The organism is Streptomyces botrytidirepellens, assembly GCF_003721215.1.
GTDB lineage: Bacteria > Actinomycetota > Actinomycetes > Streptomycetales > Streptomycetaceae > Streptomyces > Streptomyces himastatinicus.
The window spans coordinates 1-19,645 of sequence record NZ_RIBZ01000300.1 but is presented as its reverse complement, the minus strand read 5'-3'; the positions used below and the strand labels follow the sequence as shown (position 1 = coordinate 19,645).

The window sequence follows — 19,645 nt, the reverse complement described above, 5'->3', positions numbered from 1 at the left end:
CCCCGCGCGGCGCGGCGAGCCGCAGACCCCGCTCGGCACCGGCGACGTGGACGCCCCGGCCGCCGTCCGGGCCGCCGGGCCCGGGCTGCGCTGGCACGTCGCGGAGATCGACATCACCGATCACGACCCGTTTGAGCTGCTGGCGGGCAACGCCGCCCAGCTGGCCGAATCGGGCCTGTCGCGCTGGTCCTGACCCCGGTGAAGCGGAAGAAGGCAGGCGGCGGGGCGACGGGCTGCTACCAGCAGGTGACCCCGCCGTCCACCAGCAGGTCCGTACCGGTGACGAAGCTCGCCGCGTCGCTCAGCAGGAACACGGTGGGGCCGACCATCTCGTCCACCGTCGCCATCCGGCCCAGCGGGGTGTCCGCCTCGAACTGGGCGACGCGTTCGGCCACTTCGGGGCGCAGGTTCATCGGCGTGGCCGTATAGCCCGGGCTCACGCTGTTGACCCGGATGCCGCGGGTGCACCACTCCGTGGCCAGGCTTTTCGTCAGCTGCATCACGGCGGCCTTGGAGGCGTTGTAGTGGGCCTGGGTCAGCCCCCGGTTGGCGATGGTGCCCGACATGGACGCGATGTTGACGATGGCACCGCCACCGTTGCGCAGCAGCGCCCGGCCCTCCGCCTGGCAGGAGAGGAACACACCGGTGAGGTTGACGTCCACGACCCGCTGCCACTGCTCCGGCGGCATGTCCTCGGCCGGGGAGGCGTTGGCGATGCCCGCGGCGTTGACCGCCAGGCGGAGGGCGCCCAGGTCGCGTTCGACCGTGGCCACCGCCTCCGCCAGGTCCTCCGCCCGGGTCACATCGGCGGGGAGGGCGACCGCGCGCCGCCCCGCGTTCCCGATCGCCTCGACCGTACCGGCCAGATCGCTGCCCGGCAGGTCCAGGCAGCCGACATCGGCTCCCGTCTCGGCGAGCCCGATCGCCAGTCGCCGGCCGATGCCGCTGCCGGCTCCGGTCACCAGGGCCACGCTGTCGTCGAGGCGGAAGGAGGGGACGGGCATGAGTGCTCCTTGAGGGATGCTGCCGCGGCGCTCGCCGCCGCTAGGGCGCTTGTCGTTCGGTTCGGTCGGGGCGGCCCGCCAGTCGACGGGCCACTCCCAGGTCGGTGATCAGGACATCGACCCAGCCGCCCAGCACCGCGGCCCGTATCGCCGCGTACTTGCGGTCGCCGCCGGCCACCGCGACGCGGCGTGGCACGGCGCGGTAGACATCGGGGGTGATGCCGATGACGCGGTCGTTCAACTCGGTGTCGAGCAGGGTGCCGTGCTCGTCGAAGAAGTGCAGGCAGATGTCGCCCACCGCGCCGAGCCCGCGCAGCTGTTCCTGGTCGTCGTCGGAGAAGATGTTGCCGCTGCGGCGCAGCAGCGGCGAGGGTTCGAGGCTGCCGACGCCCACGATGGCGATGGTGAGGTTCTTCCACGCCGCGGCCACGCTGCTCACCTTGGGGTCGGCGAGGATGGCGTCCCGCACGGTGGCCCCGGCGACCAGCCCGGGGGCCGACATGAAGACCGGTTCCGCACCGGTCAGCTCGGCGAGCCGCCCCATCAGCCGGGTCGCCTGGACCTGGACTTGGGGATCGCCCACCCCGCCCATCAGCTGGACGACCTCCTCCAGGAACCGCCCGCCCGGCCGGGAGCGCATGGCCTCGACCGCCGCGAGCAGCGTGGCGCTCCACGAGGAGATGCCCAGCCGGTCGCCCTCCATGAGCGTGGTCTCCAGATAGACCGCGGTCGCCGCGCCGAGCGCCGGGATGACGGAGTCGGCCTCGCCCTCGACGTCGACGACCACCACGTCGCGCAGCCCGTACCGGGCCGCGACCTCCTCCTCCAGCTCGGCGAAGACCCCCTCGGGCGGCACCACGATGGTGCGCACGATGCCGAGCTTGGCGGCCTGGCTGAGCAGCCTGGAGACGCGTGCCTGGGAGATGTGCAGCTCCTCCGCGATGCGCGGCTGCCGCATGCCCTGCTCGTGGTAGAGCCGGGCGATCCGGGTCATCAGCCGCAGCTGCTCGTCGCTGGTCGCCATGCGTGTGGTGCGGGTCACGGGGCTGCCGGTCCGGTTGTGGGGATGCATAACGGCATCATGCCGTGGCCAGGCGCATGACCGCGGCGTCGGTCGCCTCGGCCGCCGGGAGGATGCCGCGCTGCCGCCCCCGGCTGAGCACGAGCACCCGGTGGGACAGGCCCAGGACCTCGTCGAGGTCGGAGCTGACCACGATGACCGCCATGCCGGAGCGGGCCAGGTCCGCGATCACCTCGTAGATCGCGGCACGCGCCCCGACGTCGATGCCGCGGGTCGGCTCGTCCAGGATGACCACCTTGGGCTTGCGCTCCAGCCACTTGGCGATGACGACCTTCTGCTGGTTGCCGCCGGACAGCGTCCGCACCGGCTGCCCGGCCCGCCCCTTGACGGTCATCAGACCGATCGCCTCACCGGCCACCGCCGCCACCCGGCGCGGGCTCAGCCAGCCGCGGTGGGAGATGCGGTCGAGGTTGGGCAGGGCCACGTTGTCGCCGATCGACAGGTCCAGGACGGCGCCCTGGCCCTTGCGGTCCTCGGGCACCAGCACCACACCCGCCTCGATGGCCTCCTTGGGCCCGCGCAGCCGCAGGGCCCGGCCCTCGACTGCCACCGTGCCCCCGGTCACCGGATCGACGCCCGCGACGGCCCGCACCAGTTCGGTGCGGCCCGCTCCCACGATGCCCGCGATGCCGAGGACTTCGCTCTCGTGGACGCTGAACGACACGTCCTGGAAGGAGGGCCCGGTCAGGTTCCGCACCCGGAGCACTTCCCGGGTGCCCGCGGTTCCGGTGTCGGGGAAGATGCGCTCGATGCTGCGCCCGACCATCTCCTCCACCAGCTGGACCACCGGCACCTGCGCGGTGTCGTGGGTGGCGACGAGCTGTCCGTCGCGCATCACCACGACGCGGTCACAGATGCGGGCGATCTCCTCCAGCCGGTGGCTCACGTAGATGAACGACATGCCCTCACCGCGGAGGGCGTCGATCCGCTCGAAGAGGTGATCGGTCTCCTCGCCGCCGAGGGCGGCCGTGGGCTCGTCGAGGATCAGCAGGCGCGCGTCCAGGGTCAGCGCCTTGGCGATCTCGACCTGCTGTTGCTCGGCCACCCGCAGGGTGCGCACCAGCCGGGTCGGGGAGATGTCGAGGCCCAGTCGCCGCAGCTGTTCCCGTGCCCGCCGGTTCATCTCGCCGCGGTCGATCCGCCCGCCCCGGCGCAGCAGCCGCCCGAGGAACACGTTCTCGGCCACGGACAGGTCCGGCAGCAGGCGCATCTCCTGGTGGATCAGGCCGATGCCGTGGCTGATGGCGTCCCCGGGGGACTTCGGCTCGTACGGCTGCCCCTGCCAGGTCATCTCGCCGGTGTCGGAGGGGAAGGTGCCCGCGATGACGTTGGACACGGTGGACTTGCCCGCGCCGTTCTCGCCGAGCAGCGCCACCACTTCCCCGGGGCGCACCTCCAGGTCGAACCGGTCGAGCGCCTGGGTGACCCCGAACCGCTTGGATATCCCCCGGACGACCAGGCCCTGGGAGGGCCCCGCCGCCGGGTGTTTTCCGGCGTATTCCATCGCCGCGGCTCCTCTCTGCCGTCCCTGCCGCCGTTTACGGGTGGGTGTTGATGAACTGGGTGGCCTTCTTCTTGTCCTTGCTGGTCAGGAGGAAGGCGGGCTGAAGCTGTTGGGCCGGGACCTTCTTGCCCTTGATGATGTCCACGGCGGTGTTGACCGACATCCGGCCCATCTTGCGGGTCTGCTGCACCATGGTGGCGTCGATGGTGCCCCGGCGGACGGCCTTGAGCCCGGCGATGTCGCCGTCGAAGCCGACGATGAGGTGCTTCTTGTGCGAGCCGGACGCCTTGACGGCCTGGGCGGCGCCGAGTGCCATCGCGTCGGCCTGGCCCCACAGGATGTCGATGCCGGGGTGGGCCTGGAGCATGTCCTGGGAGACGGAGTACGCCTTGTCCTGGGCCCAGTCGGCGGGCTGCTGGGACACCACCTTGATGCCGGGCGCGTTCTTCAGGGCCTGCCCGAACCCCTTCTGCCGGTCCACCTGCGGGGTGGTGCCGATCTGGCCCTGGAGGATGGCGAGCTGACCCTTGCCGCCGGACTCCTTGACCACGTAGTTCCCCAGCGTCCGCGCGGCCGCGACGCTGTCGCTGGCGATGAACGACTTGCCGGGCTCACCGGGTGGGTTGCGGTCCACGGTGACCACGGGGATCTTGGCGCGGTTGGCCGCCTTCACGGGGACGCCCGCCGCCGTGGCACCGGCGGGGATGTAGATGATGGCGCTGACCTGACGGCTGATGAAGTCCTGGATCTGGTTGACCTGGGTGGCCGCGTCGCCGCGTGCGTCCGAGACGATGACCTTGATGCCCTTCTTCTTGGCCTCGGCGGTCACGGACTGTTTGATCTGGTTGAAGAAGTCGGCCTGGAGGTTGGCCACGGCCAGCCCGATGGTGATCTGCTTGCCGTCGGCGGTCTTCGCACCGTCGCCACCGCGTCCGCAGGCGGTGACGCCGACCACCATGGCGGCCGCGACTCCGGTGGCTATCACGACGCGTGTCGTCGCTCGTGTCTTCATGGGAACCAACTCCTTGGCTTGTGCCCGGGGGAGAGAAGAGGGGGGAGAGGGAGAGGGGGGAGGGAGAGGGGGAGAGCTGGAGCGGGGCGCGGTCAGCGCGCTTCGCGACGACGGAGCACGTCGAGCATGACGGCCAGCGCGATCACCAGGCCGATGACGATCTGCTGGATGAACGGCGAGACCCCCAGCAGGTTGAGGCCGTTGCGCAGAACGCCGATGATCAGCACGCCGATCAGGGTTCCGGTGATGGAGCCGACGCCACCGCTGAGGCTGGCCCCGCCGATCACCACGGCGGCGATGGTGTCGAGTTCGTAGCCGGTTCCCGCGCTCGGCTGGGAGGAGTCCAGGCGCATGGTCAGGAAGACCCCGGCCAGGCCCGCCAGCAGGCCGGTGACGGTGTAGACGAGCACGGTCCGCTGCTTGACCTTGATCCCGGCGAGCCGGGCGACCTCGGCGCTGCCGCCGATCGCGTACAGGGCGCGGCCGCCGCTCCGGTAGCGCATGTACGCCCACCCCGCCACGTACAGCGCGGCGAGCACGGCGGTGCACGCGGTGAAGATGCCGACGTACCGGATGGTGGACAGGTTGTCGAACCAGTCGGGGAACCCGACGATCTGCTGTCCGTCGGTGATGACGTTGGCCAGGCCGCGGGCGATCGACATCATGGCCAGCGTGGCGATGAACGGTGGCAGCTTGGTGTAGGTGATGCCCAGCCCGTTGGCGAGCCCGCATGCGCCCGCGACGCCGATCGCGGCCACCGCGCTCAGCCACAGCGGCCATCCCTGGTCGTGCGAGAGCCAGCCGACCACCATGGTGGCGAGGGCCAGCACGGCGCCGACCGAGAGGTCGATGCCGCCCATCACGATGACCGCGGTCATGCCGAGCGCGAGCAGACCGAGGACGGCGGTCTGGTCGACGATGTTGAGCAGATTGCTCTGGGTGAGGAAGTACGGCGTCGCGATGAAGAAGACGACGCACATGGCGAGCAGGCCGAGGGCGGGGCCGCGCGATCCGGTGAGGATGCCCGTCACCCAGGACGGCAGCCGGGGGCGGTCGGCGCCTGCGGGGGGTGGTGGTGTGTCAACGGCCGTTGCGGCGTTGCCGGTCGTGCTCATCGAAACCTCCGAGTGGTCCTCCGACGTCGTCGGAGCTAGTTCATGAACATCCCGCCGTCGACGTTGATCGTCTGGCCGGTGATGTACTCCGCCTCCCGCGAGGCGAGGAAGAGCAGCAGGTTGGCGATGTCGTCATGGGTGCCGGCGCGTCCGAGGGGGATTCCCGCGATCCACTCGGCCATCAGCTCCCCGGGCGCGTAGTCGCCCAGCAGCCGGCCCCAGGCGCGGTCGTTGTAGTCCCACATCTCGCTGCCGACGATCCCGGGGCAGTAGGCGTTGACCGTGATCCCGTCCCCGGCCAGCTCCTTGGCCAGGGACTGGGTGAGGCCGACCACCCCGAACTTGCTGGCCGCGTAGTGCGGTGTGTAGAGGAAGCCCTGCCGTGCCTGTCCCGAGGCCGCGTTGAGGATGCGTCCGCCGCGTCCGTACCGCCGCATGGCGGCCGCGGCGGCCTGGGCGCACAGGAAGGTGCCGGTGGTGTTGACGGCGAGGACCTTCTGCCAGTCGTCATGGGTCAGGTCTTCGAGCCTGCTGATGGTGATGACGCCCGCGTTGTTGACCAGGACGTCCAGCCGTCCCCAGGTGGACTCGGCGAGCCCGACGGCGCGGGCCACGTCCTCGGGGGAGGTGACGTCCGCCCGGACGCCGAGGGTGCGGGTGCCGCTGTCGTCGGCCAGCTCCCGGGCGGTGTCCTCGACGGAGGCGTCCGTGTCCACCAGCAGCACATCGGCGCCCTCACCGGCGAACCGGGCGGCGATTCCCCGGCCGATGCCGCGCGCGGCCCCGGTGACCATGACGCCCTGTCCCGCGTATCGCGCTGTCATGACGCTCCTTTGGCGGTCGAGGGTTCGGGAGTGCGGTGCGGTACGGCGGCGGTCCGCGGCGGGGGAGCCGGGGCCGGGACGCTGTCGCCGGAGGTGGCCTGGAGGCGGGCGCGGCGTACCGCCGTGTGCCAGTGCGCGAGCCTGCGGGCCCGGGTGGTCTCGTCGCCGTCCGGTGGGTAGCTCTCGCGGGGCCGGTCCAGCCGTTCCAGGGCGTCCCGGTCCCACACGCCGCGGGTCAGCCCCGCGAGATGGGCGGCGCCGAGGGCCGACAGGTCGCGGGCCAGGGCGCGTTCGACGAGCCGCCCGCTGGTGTCGGCCTGGAGCCGCATCAGCACCGGGTTGCCGGTCGGCCCGCCGTCCGCGAGCAGCCGGGTGACCGGGCCCGTCTCCCGCTCGACCGCCGCCACCACGTCCTCGACCTGGAACGCGATCGACTCCAGCGCGGCCCGTGCGAGGTGCCCGGCCTGGGTGCCCAGGGTGAGCCCGCTGATCAGCCCCACCGCGTTCTCGTCCCACCAGGGGGCGCCAAGACCGCCGAAGGCGGGGACGACGACCACGCCCTCGCTGCTGTCGGCGGCCAGCTCCGCCAGTTCGGCGGGGCCGCGGCCGAGCACGCCCGCCAGCCAGTTCACGGTGGCGCCGGTGGAACGGACGTTCCCCTCCACCGCCCAGGTCGGGTTCCCGCCGGTCTGCCAGGCGACGGTCAGGCACAGCCCGGAGGAGACCCGGGCCGCCGAGGGGACCACCGCCATCACCGACGACCCGGTCCCGTACGTCGCCTTGACCGTCCCCGGCGCCCAGCCCGCGTGGGCGAACAGCGCCGCGTGGGAGTCACCGAGCACCGCGGTGACCGGCACCCCGTCGGCCAGCGGCGCCAGTCCGCGGGCGCTGGGGAACGGGCCCTGCGACGGTACGACCTGGGGCAGCACCTCCAGGGGTACGTCGAAGATCTGGGTCAGCCGCCGGTCCCAGGCACACCGGCGCACATCGAGCAGCTGGGTGCGCGCCGCGTTGCCGACCTCGATGAGATGAGCGCCGCCGAGCTTGAACAGCAGCCAGGAGTCGACCGTGCCCAGGCACAGCTCGCCCGCGTGGGCGCGGCGGCGGTCGGGGTCGTACCGGTCCAGCAGCCAGGCGGCCTTCGGAGCCGAGAACATCGGGTCCAGCGGCAGCCCGCTGACCTCGCGGACCAGCTCCGCGCGGGGCACGGCCCGCAGCAGTGCCGGATCGCCCGCGGTGCGCTTGTCCAGCCAGCTCACCAGCGGACTCAGCGGTTCCCCGGTCGCCCGGTCCCACAGCAGCAGCGATTCGCGCTGGGTGCTCAGGCCGATGGCGGCGACGGACGAGGCGTCCCGGCCGTCGAGGCATGCGGCGACGGCCCGCCCGCAACCGGCCCAGATCTCCTCCGCCGACTGTTCGACCCACCCCGGGGCGGGGGTGGACAGCTCCAGGGGGACCGAGCCGCGGGCCACGATGTCCCCGCGCCGGTCGACCAGGATCGCCTTGGTCGCGCTGGTGCCCTGGTCGATGGCCAGGACGAGCGGTTCAGCGGTGCTCATGGGCCAGCAGCTCCCGGACGGCGACGGCGATGCCGTCGGCGGTCAGGCCGAAGTGTTCCAGCAGGAAGGAGGCGCTGCCGGTGGGCGCGAACCTGCGGTGCACCCCCAGGATCCGCATGGGCACCGGACGGTTCTGGGCGACGACGCTGGCCACCGCCGCGCCGAGCCCGCCCGTGGTGGTCGCCTCCTCGGCGGTGACGATGCCGCGGGTCTCGCGGGCGGCGCGCAGCACCGCGTCGACGTCCATCGGCTCGACGAAGGTCATGTTCAGCACGCGGACGCCGATGCCCTCGGTGCGCAGCGTCTCCGCGGCGGTGAGCGCCCGGGACACCATCGTGCCGACGGCCATCACCGTGATGTCGTCCCCGTCGGTCAGCTGGAGGGAGCGCCCGGGCTGGAACGGCGCGTCCTGCGGGGTGACGGCGGGGATCTTGAACCGGGGGATGCGCAGATAGACCGGGCCGTCGTGGGAGGCGGCCCAGCGCACGGCGGCGCGCGTCTGGGCCGGGTCGGCCGGGACGGCGACGGCCAGGTCCGCGATGGCCCGCATCCACGACAGGTCCTCGATCGAGTGGTGCGTCGGCCCCAGCTCCCCGTACGCCATGCCGGGGCTCTGCCCGCACAGGATGACGGGCAGCCCGTTGTAGGCGGCGTCGGTCTTGATCTGCTCGGTGGCCCGGCCGGTGAGGAACGGGCCCGCCGCGCTCACGAAGGGGACGAGCCCGCCGTTGGCGAGCCCGGCCCCGACGCCGACGAGGTCCTGTTCGGCGATGCCGACGTTGATCAGACGGTGGGGGTACAGCTCCCGGAAGCGCACCAGGTTGCTCGACCCCACCGAGTCGTTGCAGACGGCGACGACGCGCGGGTCCTCGGCGGCCAGGGCGATCAGTTCCTCGGCGAAGGCCTGGCGGCAGTCGTAGGTCTGGGCGGCGTTCTCGGGTATGAGTCCGGCGGTCATCGGCTCAGCTCCTCCAGCGCGGTGCGCACCTGTCCGGCGTCGGGCACCTTGTGGTGCCACTCGACCCGGTCCTCGATGAACGACACGCCCTTGCCCTTGACCGTGTTTGCGATCACCGCGACCGGCCTGCCGGTGGGAGAGGGGCGCAGCGCGGACAGCAGCTGCGCGTGGTCGTGCCCGTTCACCTCGCGCGTCTCCCAGCCGAAGCTGGTCCACTTCTCGGCCAGCGGCTCCAGGCGCTTGGTCTCCTCGGTACGGGCGCCCTGCTGGAGGCGGTTGCGGTCGACGATCGCGGTGAGCGAGCCGAGGTCGTAGTGGGCGGCGGTCATGGCCGCCTCCCAGTTGCTGCCCTCCTGGAGCTCGCCGTCGCCGAGGACGACGTACGTGCGGTACGAGCGGTCCGCGAGCCGGGCGGCCAGGGCGCAGCCGACCGCGACGGGGAAGCCGTGGCCCAGCGGTCCGGTGTTGGTCTCGACGCCCGGGACCTTGGTCCGGTTCGGATGGCCGTTGAGCGCGGAGAGCGGGGCCATGAAGGTGGACAGCTCGGATGGCGGGAAGTAGCCGCAGTGGGCGAGTGTGGCGTACAGGGAGGCCGCGCAGTGCCCCTTGCTGAGGATGAACCGGTCGCGGTCGGGTCTGCGGGGATGGGCGGGATCCACGTCCAGCACCCGCCCGAAGAGGGTGACGAGGATGTCGGTCACCGACAGGTCGCCGCCGATATGGCCGAGTTGCGCCTTGTCGATCATCTGCACCACGGTCCGGCGCACCTCGGCGGCCAGCTGGCGGAGCTCGCGGACCTGGGTGTCCGGGTCTTGGGTGGCGATGCGTTGACGGCGCGCCCGGAACTGTTCGGCGCCGACTGGGTCTGTGCTGAGCATCTGAACGTCCTTGACGTGAATATCTATTCACTAGTGAATTGTGGTGCTGGAAAAGTAGGTCGTGTTTCAGCCATGTGTCAATGGATTGCGCAGAAGCCGGAGGCGTTCACGTCGATGCCACCCTCGGGCCGCGATCCGGTCACCTCATGTCGGCGGCGCGTGATTCGATGACCACATGTTCGATGACTTTCTTGCCAGTGATCTCTCCGAGGTGGAGCAGGCGGTGCGCGCGGCGGCCGCCGCGGAGATCATGCCGCGCTACCGGCAGCTCGCCGCCCACGAGATCGTGGAGAAGAAGGGCCCGCACGACCTGGTGACCACCGCCGACCGGCAGGCCGAGGAGCACCTGACCGCCTCGCTCACCGCGCTGCTGCCCGGTTCGGTCGTGGTGGGCGAGGAGGGCGTGCACGCCGATCCCGGACTCCTCGAGCACCTCGGTGGCGACGCGCCCGTATGGATCGTCGACCCGGTCGACGGCACCCGGCAGTTCGTCCACGGCGACACGGGCTTCGCGACCCTCGTCGCCCTCGCCCACCACGGCGAACTCCTCGCCTCCTGGACCTACGCCCCCGCGCAGGACCTGATGGCCGTGGCGCGCCGCGGCCGGGGCGCCTTCCTCAACGGCGAGCCGCTGCGGGCCGGGGCCCCGGAGCCGGGCAAGCCCCTCGAAGTCGCCATATCCCACTACGACTTCACCACCGACCTGGAGAAGCGCGCCCTGGCCGGGCTGCGGACCGACGGCGTGGCGCCGCGCCCGTGCGGCTCGGCCGGTCTCGAATATCTCAACATCGCCCGCGGCCGTCTCGACGCGATCGCCTTCACCTGGGAGAACGCCTGGGATCACGCCGCCGGGCTGCTGCTGGTCGCCGAGGCGGGCGGGGCGAGCACGACGCTGTCGGGCGAGCCGTTCCGTATCGCCGGAGGCAACGCGCTTCCCTTCACGGCGGCGCGGAACGAGGCGACCGTACGGCATATCCTGGGCCTGCTGGCCGCCGCCGGCTGAGTGATCCACCGGCCCCGGAGGGGCCGGTCCCGGGTGACGGGGACCTCAACGACGAGGAGGAGGCCGACGTGCCGTCGATGCTCGACGCGGTAGTGGTGGGTGCCGGGCCGAACGGGCTGACCGCGGCGGTCGAACTCGCCCGCCGCGGCTGCGCGGTGGAGATCTTCGAGGCCGCCGACGCGATCGGCGGCGGCTCCCGCACCGAAGAGCTGACCCTGCCCGGCTTCCGGCACGACCCCTGCTCCGCCGTGCACCCCCTCGCCGTCGGATCCCCGGCCTTCGACCGGATGCCGCTCGGCCGCCACGGACTGGAGTGGCTGCACCCCGAACTGCCGCTCGCCCACCCCTTTCCGGACGGCAGCGCCGCGGTGCTGGCCCGCTCGGTCGGCGAGACCGCCCGGTCGCTCGGCCCGCGCGACGCGGGGGCGTACCGCCGTCTCATGGCGCCCTACCTCGGGAAGTGGGCCACGTTCGCCCCCGATGTGCTGCGCGCCCAGTGGGACGGGGTCCCGCACGACCCGCTGACCTGGGCCCGCTTCGGGCTGAACGCCCTCCTGCCGGTCTCGCTCCTCAGCCGCCGCTTCCGCGGCGAGAAGGCGCGCGCCATACTCGCCGGGCTCGCCGGCCACGCCATCGCGCCCACCAGCGCCCCGACCACCGCCGGTCTGGCCCTCATCTTCGCGATCGCGGCCCATGAGGTCGGCTGGCCGATGCCGCGCGGCGGCTCGCAGGCGATCGCGGACGCGCTCGGCTCGTACCTGCGCGAACAGGGCGGGGTCATCCACACCGGCACGGAGGTCAAGCGGCTCGACGAGCTGCCCCCGGCCCGCGCGTACATCTTCGACACCTCACCGCGCGCCCTGGCCCGGATCGCCGGGCTGGGCAACGCCTACCGCCGCTACCACTACGGGCCCGGCGCCTTCAAGATCGACTACGCGCTGGACGGCCCGATGCCGTGGACCGCGCCGGAGGCGCGCCGCGCCGGGACCGTCCACATCGGCCCGACCGCGGGCGAGATCGGCACCGCCCTGCGCTCCGCCTTCGACGGCCGCCCCCCGGCCGCCCCGTTCCTGATCTCCGCCCAGCCCAGCCTGATCGACCCGACCCGCGCCCCCGAGGGCAAGCACACCTTCTGGGTCTACGGCCACGTCCCCAGCGGCTGGACCGGAGACCTCACCGACGCCATCGAGCGCCAGCTCGACCGCTTCGCCCCCGGCTTCCGTGATCTGGTGCTGGCCCGCGCGACGGCCGGACCCCCCGAACTCGCCGCCCGCAACGCCAACTACATCGACGGCGACATCGCCTGCGGCGCCTTCGAGGGCCTCCAGGCCGTCATCCGCCCCCGGCTCGCCCGCGTCCCGTACGCCACGCCCCACCCCGCGGTCTTCCTCTGCTCCTCCGCCACCCCGCCGGGCCCCGGCGTCCACGGCATGTCGGGCCACCACGCGGCCCGCGCGGTGTGGCGGCGGCTGCGGGGGCGGTAGCGGGGACCCGCCGAGGGGCGGGTCCACCGATGCTCACCGATAGGGTCTAGTACCAGGCGGTCGAGGCCAGGGTCTGGTTGTCGCAGATGAGGACGGCCCGGCTCCGGCGCCCGTCGAGGTTGTTGATCACCTTGGTGGAGGCGTAGTCGATGCCCGGGTCGACGGTCTCCAGCACCCACACGATCTTGCTGCCGTCGAGCCGGTTGCTGTGCGCCGCGCAGCCCTGCGGTGCGTTCTCGATGCGGGCGAACGAGCCGCAGCCGGAGTTGTGGAAGTACTTCAGGGTGATGGTGCGACCCTGGTACACCGCCTTCTTCGTCGCCCCGCCCCGCACGTTCGGCTGGGTGTAGCGGCCCGAGCACGCGGTCTGCTCGGAGTACCGGCCTTCATGGGGCAGATTGCCGTAGCTCGCGCTCTGCCCGGCCGCGGCCTCGGCCGTGAGCGGGGTGAGGGCCGCCAGGCCGAACGCGAGGGCGGCGCCGAAGAGTGTGCGCCGCAGGCCGCGTCGGCGAGGGCCCTGCTCGGCCCGGTTCGTCGTCGAGGTCATGTCCGTCTTCCTCCCGGAGGTCGGATGGTACGAGTCCGCTGAAAGCGCCTCCAAGGGTGCCCAGTCGTGACCCGATCTGCCATGACCTCCGGTGCGTGCCTAAATAAGCAGGCCAGATCGTAAAGTGAGGAAATTCGGTCAATCAGATGACTCTCCGGGCATGTGACCGGACATTAGTGCGGGATGCTGTCGATGACCTCGCGCGCGCCCTGCCGCAGCAGGGCCACCGCGACCGACGTCCCCAGGGTGGCCGGGTCCAGCGGGCCCGCCCACTCGTGCGCGTCCAGCACCGTCTTGCCGTCCGGGCTGAAGACCCGGGCGCGCAGCGACAGCCGCCCGTCCCGCTCGGCCTTGGCGTAGCCCGCGATGGGGGAGTTGCAGTGGCCCTGGAGCACGTGCAGCAGCATCCGCTCGGCGGTGATCTCCTTCCACACGTCGGCGTCACCGAGCCCGGCGACCGCGTCGATGGTGGTGGTGTCGTCCTCCCGGCACTGGAGCCCGAGCACCCCGGCGCCGATCGGCGGGCACATCGTCTCCACCGGAAGGATCTCGCTGATCACGTCCGTGCGGTCGATCCGCTCCAGCCCCGAGACGGCCAGCATCAGCGCGTCGCAGTCGCCCGCCGCCATCTTCTCCAGCCGCCGGTTGGCGTTGCCGCGCATCGGAACGCACTCCACATGCGGGTGGGTGACGGCCAGTTGGGCGACGCGCCGCACCGAAGAGGTGCCGATCCGGGTCCCCTCCGGCATCTGGTCCAGCGTCAGCCCCTCGGGGTGGATCACCGCGTCCCGGATGTCGTCCCGCTTGAGGTAGGCCGCGAAGACCGTGCCCGCGGGCAGCGGCCGGTCGGCGGGCACGTCCTTGATGCAGTGCACCGCGAGATCCGCCTCACCGGCCAGCAGCGCGGCGTCCACCTCCTTGGTGAACGCGCCCTTCCCGCCCAGCTTCGACAGATCACCCATCCAGCGGTCGCCGGAGGTGGTGACCGGCACGACCTCCGTCCGGATACCGGGCCGCAGCGCGGCCAGCTCGGTGCGGACCCGCTCGACCTGGGCGAGGGCCATGGGCGAGGAACGGGAGACGATGCGGATCAGATCGGCGGACGACATGGCGTAGAGGATAGGCCCTCCGAGGGGGCGCTATTGGCCCGCCCCGGGGAACCGTTCCTAGGGACTGAGCGGGAGTGAGTCCTGTTTCCAGGACAGCTGTTGCTCAGCCGCGTGCTCCGAACGGTTTTGGGCACGCTGGTCGCCCGCGTTCGCTCCGCTGCCGGGCGGCTCGGCTCTTGTCCGTGGTCCGGGGATGCGGGGGCGGGGTTCCTCACGCCGTCGGGTGTCCGGTCGGGCCTGGGCGGTCCGATGCCCACGGCGATCGCTCTGGTCGTCGTGGGGCGGTGCCGTCCGTCGCCGGATCGGGTGGCCGAGGGCGCGTCGCCCGATCGCGATGCTGGCCGCATCGTGCCGGGAAACCTTGCGGTTGCTGGTGGTGAGGGGCTGCTGCCAGTGCTGGGCGCCCCACCGGGAGGTATAGGCCGGGTCGACTGCGACGATGGCGATGTTCTGCTCGGCGGCCATGGCCACCAGCCGCGCCTTGAGCTTCGCGGTGGGGAAGCGGGAGATCAGGCGGCGGAAGCGTTTGTTGGGGCCGTGCTTCTCCCGGCACCGGCCGTTGGTGAAGTCCAGGTCCTCGATCGCGATCGCCCCCGCCCCGGTGGCGCGGGTGTGGTGCAGCAGCCGGGTCAGGGCGTGCCGGATCTGGGCGTCCCGGTGCTGGGCGCTACCCGCCAGGTCGTAGAAGAAGCGGTGGGGTTCACCGACCGGGTTGCCGTGCACGTCCAGGCGCCAGGCGGCCAGGTGATCGTCGTTCATGTCGACGGCGACCACACTCCGGGCGAGGGCCGCTTCCAGGGGCAGGAGCGGGGCGGGGGTGCGTTGCCAGGACGCGGTCACGTACCAGCGGCCGCGTACCGGGTCGAGGTGAATGCGGTAGGCCACCGCCCGGTTGTTCGTGATCCGGTCCCGCCACTCCTCACTCCGATGGTGGAACGCCACGGTCGCGTCCAGCACATACCGGCCGTGCGGTGCGTTGGCCAGACGGTCCAGCGTGGCGGGGAGCTTGATCGAGAGCTGCCCGGTGGCGGTGATGCGAATGGTTTCGTTGCCGAGACGTTTACCGGACTCCCCGTCGGCGGCCAGGAACATCCGCGCTGCCTTCCACCGCTCCAGCCACGCCTGCTCGCTCAGTCCGACCTGGTCCAAGTGGTGGCGCAGGTGCGCGAGTTTCTTCCCACCGCGCACCACCCGCACGCGGCCCGCCGCCCAGTCCGCCTCCACCCCGGCCAGCCGGGCCCGCAGCGCGTGCAGGCGGCGGGACTTGGCATGCCACTCGGTCCGCAAGCCGTACCCGCGCGGCAGTCCTTCCCGCTTGTCTGCCTTCGACCCCAGCGGGCGCGCCAGCCGCGCCTCGATCGAGGCGATCTGCTTGCGCAACCACGCCATCTCAGCGGCGTGCCCGCGCCGGGCCAGGGCCCACTGATCGTGGGTGGCCTTGGTGATACTGCCCGCCCACCGCGCCGACGAGACCCCCGTCAGCTCCCGCTTGCGCACCGCCCAAGTCTGACTGTCGTGCTCCAGGCCCTGCCGGGAACGCACCGCGAGATCACCCGCAGCCAGTCCACCGAGGAACACCCCCACCTCGGTCAGGACTGCCGCATCGAGCCCCGACACGCGCAGTCGCGCCCGGATGGCCGTCCCCGCTGGGCCAGGCACCACGAACGGCGCCACCACCCCCCGAACGTCGCCCAACCCCTTCACTCCCACCCGGCATCGAAGATGCATTCGCCCTGTCCAACGACCCCCACCCACAAAAGGTCACGCATTCGATGAGCAAACCCCCGTTCCTATCGATCCCAGGCCCTCACACACGTCTCGGCCGCCGGCGCCATGCTCACTTACGCTTGCGGAAGCACACTCATGCACGGTCAAACGCCAGCAGGTCCGAACCGCTCCGCGACCAGCGCCGCGAGGTCGACATACGCGTCTAGGGTCTTGGGGGCGAGCCGTTCGAGGTCGACATCGCTCCGGGTGGCCACGTAGTCGTCGTACGGCACGACCACCACGCCACGGCAGCGGTTCCGGAAGCCCTCCGCCAGCTCGTCGTCCGTCCGGGCCTCGGTCTCGGACGACCTCTTGATCACGGTGAGGGCGTCGCGTACCAATTCCGCGTGACCGTCCTCCTCCAGCCTGTCCAGGACCGTGCGCACGCTCCACCTGTGCTCATGGGAGGTGGTGGTGACGACGATCAGCTGGTCGGCGAGGTCGAGGATTTCCCGTCCGCCGCGGTCGAACGAACCGATGTCGGCGAGGACGACCGCGCAGTGGCCGCTCAGGCCGGCGATGGCGTGGCGGGTCTCCTCGTGGGGGGCAAGGTTCGTGGGGTCGCCCGGCCGGGAGCCCCCGGCGAGGATCTCCAGCCCGGACGGGGTCTGTCCGGCGGGACCCATGGCGATGCGGAAAGGGTTCTCGTCGAACGCAATGACCTTGTCCTCGCGTTCGCTCGCGAGGATCGAGCCGAGCACGAGCGTTGTCGCGGTTCGCTCGGCCGACGCCATGTCACTGATCACCATGATGCGGTGGGTGGCCGTCAGCGGTGTACGGATGAGGTCGAGTTTGCGCTGCCGCTGGGCCTTTCCGCCGAAGCGGAAACGGGACGACAGACGGTGGGGTCGGGCCTGGGGAGTGGGAGCGGGGGTGTCCGGTGCCTCGGCCGGGAGTTGGGCGTCCGCAGACTCCAGGTCGTACGGCGTGGTGTCGCCATACGTCTGCGTGGACGGCAGGCACTGCACGATGACGTCCGCCACATGACCCGCCGTCGGACGCCGTGCCGGACGGTCGCTCAGACACGCGCCGATGATTGCCAGTAGCCGGGGTTCGCGCCACAGCGCCCCCGTCTGGCTGAGCTGGGCGGTCGGCTGCGCGTCGCATATGGCGCGGAGGATCTTGCCCAGGGCGTAGACGTTGTCCGCATGGGTGGGAGCCTCCGGGCCGAGGTCGTCGATGGCCGCGTCCGTCCAGCCGGTCAGCTTCACCGTACGGTCGAGGACGAGCACGCTGTCCGCCGTCAGCTTCCTGAGCACGATGCCCTTCAGCGCGCACATGTTCACCGCCTCGGCGAGGCGAAGGCCGATGGTGGCGGCGTGCACGGGGTCCAGCCGGGCCGCGCCGCCGCCCAGCAACGAGGACAGCGTCGGGGCCGGGGAGCCGTCGGGGAGGCTGACGAACTCCATCGCATTCCAAGGAGGGACGAGTCCGGAGGCGGCGGTGTAGAGGCGTGGCGCGTAGTGCCCGGACATCCGCCGCAGTGCTTCCGCCTCGGCCCACAGTGTCCGCTCGGCGCCCGGGGCGGTGCGGATCACGACTTTGCGGAAGTCGCGTGTCCGACGGGCCAGATAGACGCCGTACCCCCCGCTGCCGCCGAGCCTGCGGTCGATCTCGTACCCCGGGAACGACGGCTGGCCGCCTTCCGGTTCGGCCTCCGCCTCATGGGCGGAGGACGCCGACTGTGGTGGTGCCGTCTCCGGCCGGAAGTCCATGAGGAGCTGCCACACCTCGTGCGCGGTCGGGCGGTTCTGCCGCTCCAGGCAGGCCATCACCAGGGCGCGGACCGGTGCCCAGGCGTCGGCGTCCCAGCCCGGCATGTCGTAGACGTCATGGCCGGGCCCCCGCCAATGCCCCCCGCCACCGAGGCGCAGCAGGATCTCGCCCAGCGCCTCGACGTTGTCCTCGGGGGTCGGCGGCGGACGCCCGTCCGAGAACGGGGACGGCACGCCGTCGATGCAGGCCGAGGACCAGCCGGCCAGGATGACGTCCTTGCCGGCCAGGTGCACGGTGCTGATGGTGAGGTCACCGTGCACCATTCCCTCCGCGGCACACACCCGCACGGCGTCCGCGACCCCTCGGGCGATCCCGAGGGCGGTGTGCGCGTCCCACTCCGTGGTGTTCGAGCGGAGGAGGTCGTCCAGCCGGTCCGCGACGAAGGGCTCCTCCGCGATCCACGGAGGGTCGTCGCCCAGCCCCTCGCGCAACAGAACGCACGCATGGCGTCCGTTCATCCGGCGCAGCGCCTCCGCCTGTACGCCGAGCAGCGCGGCGCCGTAGGGCTGATGTTGGGGGTGGACGATGCTGACGACGGCCTCCTCGCCGTACGCGTCCCGGCCCAGGTAGCGCGCGACGCGCAACCCCGGCGGACCGACTCTCCGCAGCCGGTACGGACCGATCACCTCCGGACCACGGCCGTCGAGGGGGCGCCACTGTGCCGCCGCCATACCGGTCGTCAACGCCGAGGAAGGCGCCCCCAGGCGGGCCGCGAGCCGTCGTTCCACGGTGCTGAAGGGCCGGGCGCCGGGTGGGAGGCGGTCGGTGCCTGCCGTGTGGGCGAGCCAGGCCGGGAAGTCGGGGGAGCGGCCCGCGAGTTCCTCCAGGCGGCGGCCGATGGTCCGGCTGGTCGCGACCAGTTCGGCCAGCGGCACCGCTCCCAGCAGCGCCTGCTGGGCGGCGTCGGTGAAGGCGAAGGGGCGGTGTTCGGGCGGCAGCGGGTCCGGGCCCGCCGAGGCGGGCGGCTCGACCGGGCGCATCAGCCCGCCGAGGAACACCTCGGCCAGCCGACCGGTGTCGGACCGCCCGTCCACCGCCTTCTGCACCATCCGCATCACCGGCACCGGCAGCGGGGCGACCGCCGACAGATGGGCTGCCAGGCGGTACGCCTCCGGGGACGCCGCGTCCCGGAACAGCTGGACGCGGCCCAGCTCATCAGCCGTAGACGGCACCGGGGCCGGGCGGGCGGCCACGGGGGCGCCGCGCGGTGGGGCGAGCAGCGGCAGGACGGCCGTGCCGCTCGCGGAGGCGATCAGCCGCGCCCAGTCCGCCAGCGGCCCGGCCTCCGGTTCCAGTACGGGCACGGGCACCCCGTCGAACCGGGCCAGGGCGCTGGGCAGCACCGGATCGGCGACCGCCCAGTCCGCGTTGGCCGAGCCGGGCCTGCGGGTCCGTACCTGCCAGCGCCGCGTACGGATGCCGGAGCTGTCCCACAGCCGGGGCGGCAGGGCGTGCACGACGGCGGTGGGCCCCACCCCCGCCCAGCGCGCCAGCACCTGGCCCATCCGCCCGTCGCGCCACGCGGCCCCGACCCCGTCGCTCACCACCAGCACCAGCGTGTGCCCGGACGGGTCGGACAGCGCCGTCGTGGGGAGGTGGGGCGCGTCCGGGTCGTAGGGCCGGGTCCGCAGCGCGGGGGCGGTGGCGCCGCGCGTGTGGAGGCCGAGTACGCGTACGACGCGGAAGGCGCCCGAGCGTTGCAGCACCGTGCGCAGCTCGGCGGCCAGCCGCCGCCACAGCAGCATCGACGTGCCGTCGTCGACGACGAGCGCGAGGTCGAGCCAGCGCTCGCGGGCGGGGCGGGTGACCACGTCCGGCAGACCGGTCTCGGCGAGCGCCGCCGCGGTGGCGACCTCGTCGAACTCCCGCTTCAGCGGATTGGGGCGGTGCTGTTTGAGCGGGCGCAGGGCACGGCCGATGGAGAGTTCCTGGTGCAGCGCCTTGTCCTCGGGCACGCGCAGCGGCAGCCCGCGCCGCGCGCCGGGTGGCTCGGCGTCCGCGCTGCCGGGCCCGCCGGGGGCGTG

The 19,645-nt window shown here is 72.3% G+C and carries 15 protein-coding genes and 1 pseudogene; 3 read left to right on the top strand and 13 right to left on the bottom strand.

Translation table 11 applies throughout. From position 1 onward, the window contains the following. Nucleotides 1–193, top strand: a pseudogene (locus EEJ42_RS25055) (sugar phosphate isomerase/epimerase family protein); the annotation flags it as partial. Between the two features lie 43 nt (nt 194–236). Here the strand turns inward: EEJ42_RS25055 and EEJ42_RS25050 are convergent. The 9 genes from EEJ42_RS25050 to EEJ42_RS25010 all read right to left on the bottom strand — a co-directional run bounded on the left by EEJ42_RS25050 (nt 237) and on the right by EEJ42_RS25010 (nt 9,935). Beyond that, on the bottom strand, nt 237–1,004 hold the full coding sequence (locus EEJ42_RS25050) for an SDR family oxidoreductase (RefSeq protein ID WP_123103113.1): 768 nt from the start codon (nt 1,002–1,004) through the stop codon (nt 237–239). A gap of 40 nt (nt 1,005–1,044) precedes the next feature. Beyond that, on the bottom strand, nt 1,045–2,076 hold the full coding sequence (locus EEJ42_RS25045) for a sugar-binding transcriptional regulator (RefSeq protein WP_246097350.1): 1,032 nt from the start codon (nt 2,074–2,076) through the stop codon (nt 1,045–1,047). Nucleotides 2,077–2,083: 7 nt separating this feature from the next. Continuing rightward, nucleotides 2,084–3,589 (bottom strand): sugar ABC transporter ATP-binding protein, encoded by a 1,506-nt coding sequence (locus EEJ42_RS25040; protein ID WP_123103111.1) that lies wholly within the window; start codon nt 3,587–3,589, stop codon nt 2,084–2,086. A gap of 34 nt (nt 3,590–3,623) precedes the next feature. Beyond that, nucleotides 3,624–4,601, bottom strand: coding sequence for a sugar ABC transporter substrate-binding protein (locus tag EEJ42_RS25035; RefSeq protein WP_246097348.1), 978 nt, complete (start codon nt 4,599–4,601; stop codon nt 3,624–3,626). A gap of 92 nt (nt 4,602–4,693) precedes the next feature. After that, complete coding sequence (locus tag EEJ42_RS25030) at nt 4,694–5,716, bottom strand: ABC transporter permease (RefSeq protein WP_123103109.1); 1,023 nt, start codon at nt 5,714–5,716, stop codon at nt 4,694–4,696. A 35-nt stretch (nt 5,717–5,751) separates the two neighbouring features. Then, nucleotides 5,752–6,540, bottom strand: coding sequence for an SDR family oxidoreductase (locus tag EEJ42_RS25025; protein WP_123103107.1), 789 nt, complete (start codon nt 6,538–6,540; stop codon nt 5,752–5,754). Continuing rightward, nucleotides 6,537–8,099 carry an FGGY family carbohydrate kinase gene (locus EEJ42_RS25020; protein WP_123103105.1) on the bottom strand — a complete coding sequence of 521 codons (1,563 nt, stop codon included), beginning with the start codon at nt 8,097–8,099 and terminating at the stop codon, nt 6,537–6,539. Before EEJ42_RS25020 ends, EEJ42_RS25025 begins: the two co-directional genes overlap by 4 nt. Beyond that, entirely contained in the window at nt 8,086–9,057 is a 972-nt protein-coding gene (locus EEJ42_RS25015) for a transketolase family protein (RefSeq protein ID WP_123103103.1), read from the bottom strand. Before EEJ42_RS25015 ends, EEJ42_RS25020 begins: the two co-directional genes overlap by 14 nt. Then, a complete protein-coding gene (locus EEJ42_RS25010; RefSeq protein ID WP_123103101.1) occupies nt 9,054–9,935 on the bottom strand; it encodes a transketolase in 882 nt (293 codons plus the stop codon). The genes EEJ42_RS25015 and EEJ42_RS25010 overlap by 4 nt, the downstream gene beginning before the upstream one ends. 175 nt (nt 9,936–10,110) lie before the next feature. Between EEJ42_RS25010 and EEJ42_RS25005 the strand changes: the two genes are divergently transcribed. After that, nucleotides 10,111–10,938 (top strand): inositol monophosphatase family protein, encoded by an 828-nt coding sequence (locus EEJ42_RS25005; RefSeq protein WP_123103099.1) that lies wholly within the window; start codon nt 10,111–10,113, stop codon nt 10,936–10,938. Between the two features lie 77 nt (nt 10,939–11,015). Beyond that, nucleotides 11,016–12,422 carry a phytoene desaturase family protein gene (locus tag EEJ42_RS25000; RefSeq protein ID WP_184503260.1) on the top strand — a complete coding sequence of 469 codons (1,407 nt, stop codon included), beginning with the start codon at nt 11,016–11,018 and terminating at the stop codon, nt 12,420–12,422. Between the two features lie 46 nt (nt 12,423–12,468). Here EEJ42_RS25000 and EEJ42_RS24995 read toward each other — a convergent pair whose 3' ends face one another. The 4 genes from EEJ42_RS24995 to EEJ42_RS24980 all read right to left on the bottom strand — a co-directional run. Continuing rightward, on the bottom strand, nt 12,469–12,969 hold the full coding sequence (locus EEJ42_RS24995) for a hypothetical protein (RefSeq protein ID WP_123103095.1): 501 nt from the start codon (nt 12,967–12,969) through the stop codon (nt 12,469–12,471). A 173-nt stretch (nt 12,970–13,142) separates the two neighbouring features. Continuing rightward, the gene (gene hemC, locus EEJ42_RS24990) at nt 13,143–14,078 is read right to left on the bottom strand and encodes a hydroxymethylbilane synthase (RefSeq protein ID WP_123103093.1); all 936 of its coding nucleotides are present in this window, start codon (nt 14,076–14,078) and stop codon (nt 13,143–13,145) included. A gap of 57 nt (nt 14,079–14,135) precedes the next feature. Then, nucleotides 14,136–15,806: an IS200/IS605 family element transposase accessory protein TnpB gene (locus EEJ42_RS24985; RefSeq protein ID WP_123103091.1), complete on the bottom strand. Its 1,671-nt coding sequence runs from the start codon at nt 15,804–15,806 to the stop codon at nt 14,136–14,138. 143 nt (nt 15,807–15,949) lie between these two features. Then, on the bottom strand, nt 15,950–19,645 hold a 3,696-nt coding region (locus EEJ42_RS24980), incomplete at its 5' end, for an SAV_2336 N-terminal domain-related protein (protein WP_246097347.1).

Excerpts from the sequence above, each read along its gene's own strand:
- EEJ42_RS25050 (WP_123103113.1), bottom strand. The coding sequence starts at position 1,004 with ATGCCCGTCCCCTCCTTCCGCCTCGACGACAGCGTGGCCCTGGTGACC.
- EEJ42_RS25045 (WP_246097350.1), bottom strand. The coding sequence starts at position 2,076 with ATGCATCCCCACAACCGGACCGGCAGCCCCGTGACCCGCACCACACGC.
- EEJ42_RS25040 (WP_123103111.1), bottom strand. The coding sequence starts at position 3,589 with ATGGAATACGCCGGAAAACACCCGGCGGCGGGGCCCTCCCAGGGCCTG.
- EEJ42_RS25035 (WP_246097348.1), bottom strand. The coding sequence starts at position 4,601 with ATGAAGACACGAGCGACGACACGCGTCGTGATAGCCACCGGAGTCGCG.
- EEJ42_RS25030 (WP_123103109.1), bottom strand. The coding sequence starts at position 5,716 with ATGAGCACGACCGGCAACGCCGCAACGGCCGTTGACACACCACCACCC.
- EEJ42_RS25025 (WP_123103107.1), bottom strand. The coding sequence starts at position 6,540 with ATGACAGCGCGATACGCGGGACAGGGCGTCATGGTCACCGGGGCCGCG.
- EEJ42_RS25020 (WP_123103105.1), bottom strand. The coding sequence starts at position 8,099 with ATGAGCACCGCTGAACCGCTCGTCCTGGCCATCGACCAGGGCACCAGC.
- EEJ42_RS25015 (WP_123103103.1), bottom strand. The coding sequence starts at position 9,057 with ATGACCGCCGGACTCATACCCGAGAACGCCGCCCAGACCTACGACTGC.
- EEJ42_RS25010 (WP_123103101.1), bottom strand. The coding sequence starts at position 9,935 with ATGCTCAGCACAGACCCAGTCGGCGCCGAACAGTTCCGGGCGCGCCGT.
- EEJ42_RS25005 (WP_123103099.1), top strand. The coding sequence starts at position 10,111 with ATGTTCGATGACTTTCTTGCCAGTGATCTCTCCGAGGTGGAGCAGGCG.
- EEJ42_RS25000 (WP_184503260.1), top strand. The coding sequence starts at position 11,016 with ATGCTCGACGCGGTAGTGGTGGGTGCCGGGCCGAACGGGCTGACCGCG.
- EEJ42_RS24995 (WP_123103095.1), bottom strand. The coding sequence starts at position 12,969 with ATGACCTCGACGACGAACCGGGCCGAGCAGGGCCCTCGCCGACGCGGC.
- hemC (WP_123103093.1), bottom strand. The coding sequence starts at position 14,078 with ATGTCGTCCGCCGATCTGATCCGCATCGTCTCCCGTTCCTCGCCCATG.
- EEJ42_RS24985 (WP_123103091.1), bottom strand. The coding sequence starts at position 15,806 with ATGCATCTTCGATGCCGGGTGGGAGTGAAGGGGTTGGGCGACGTTCGG.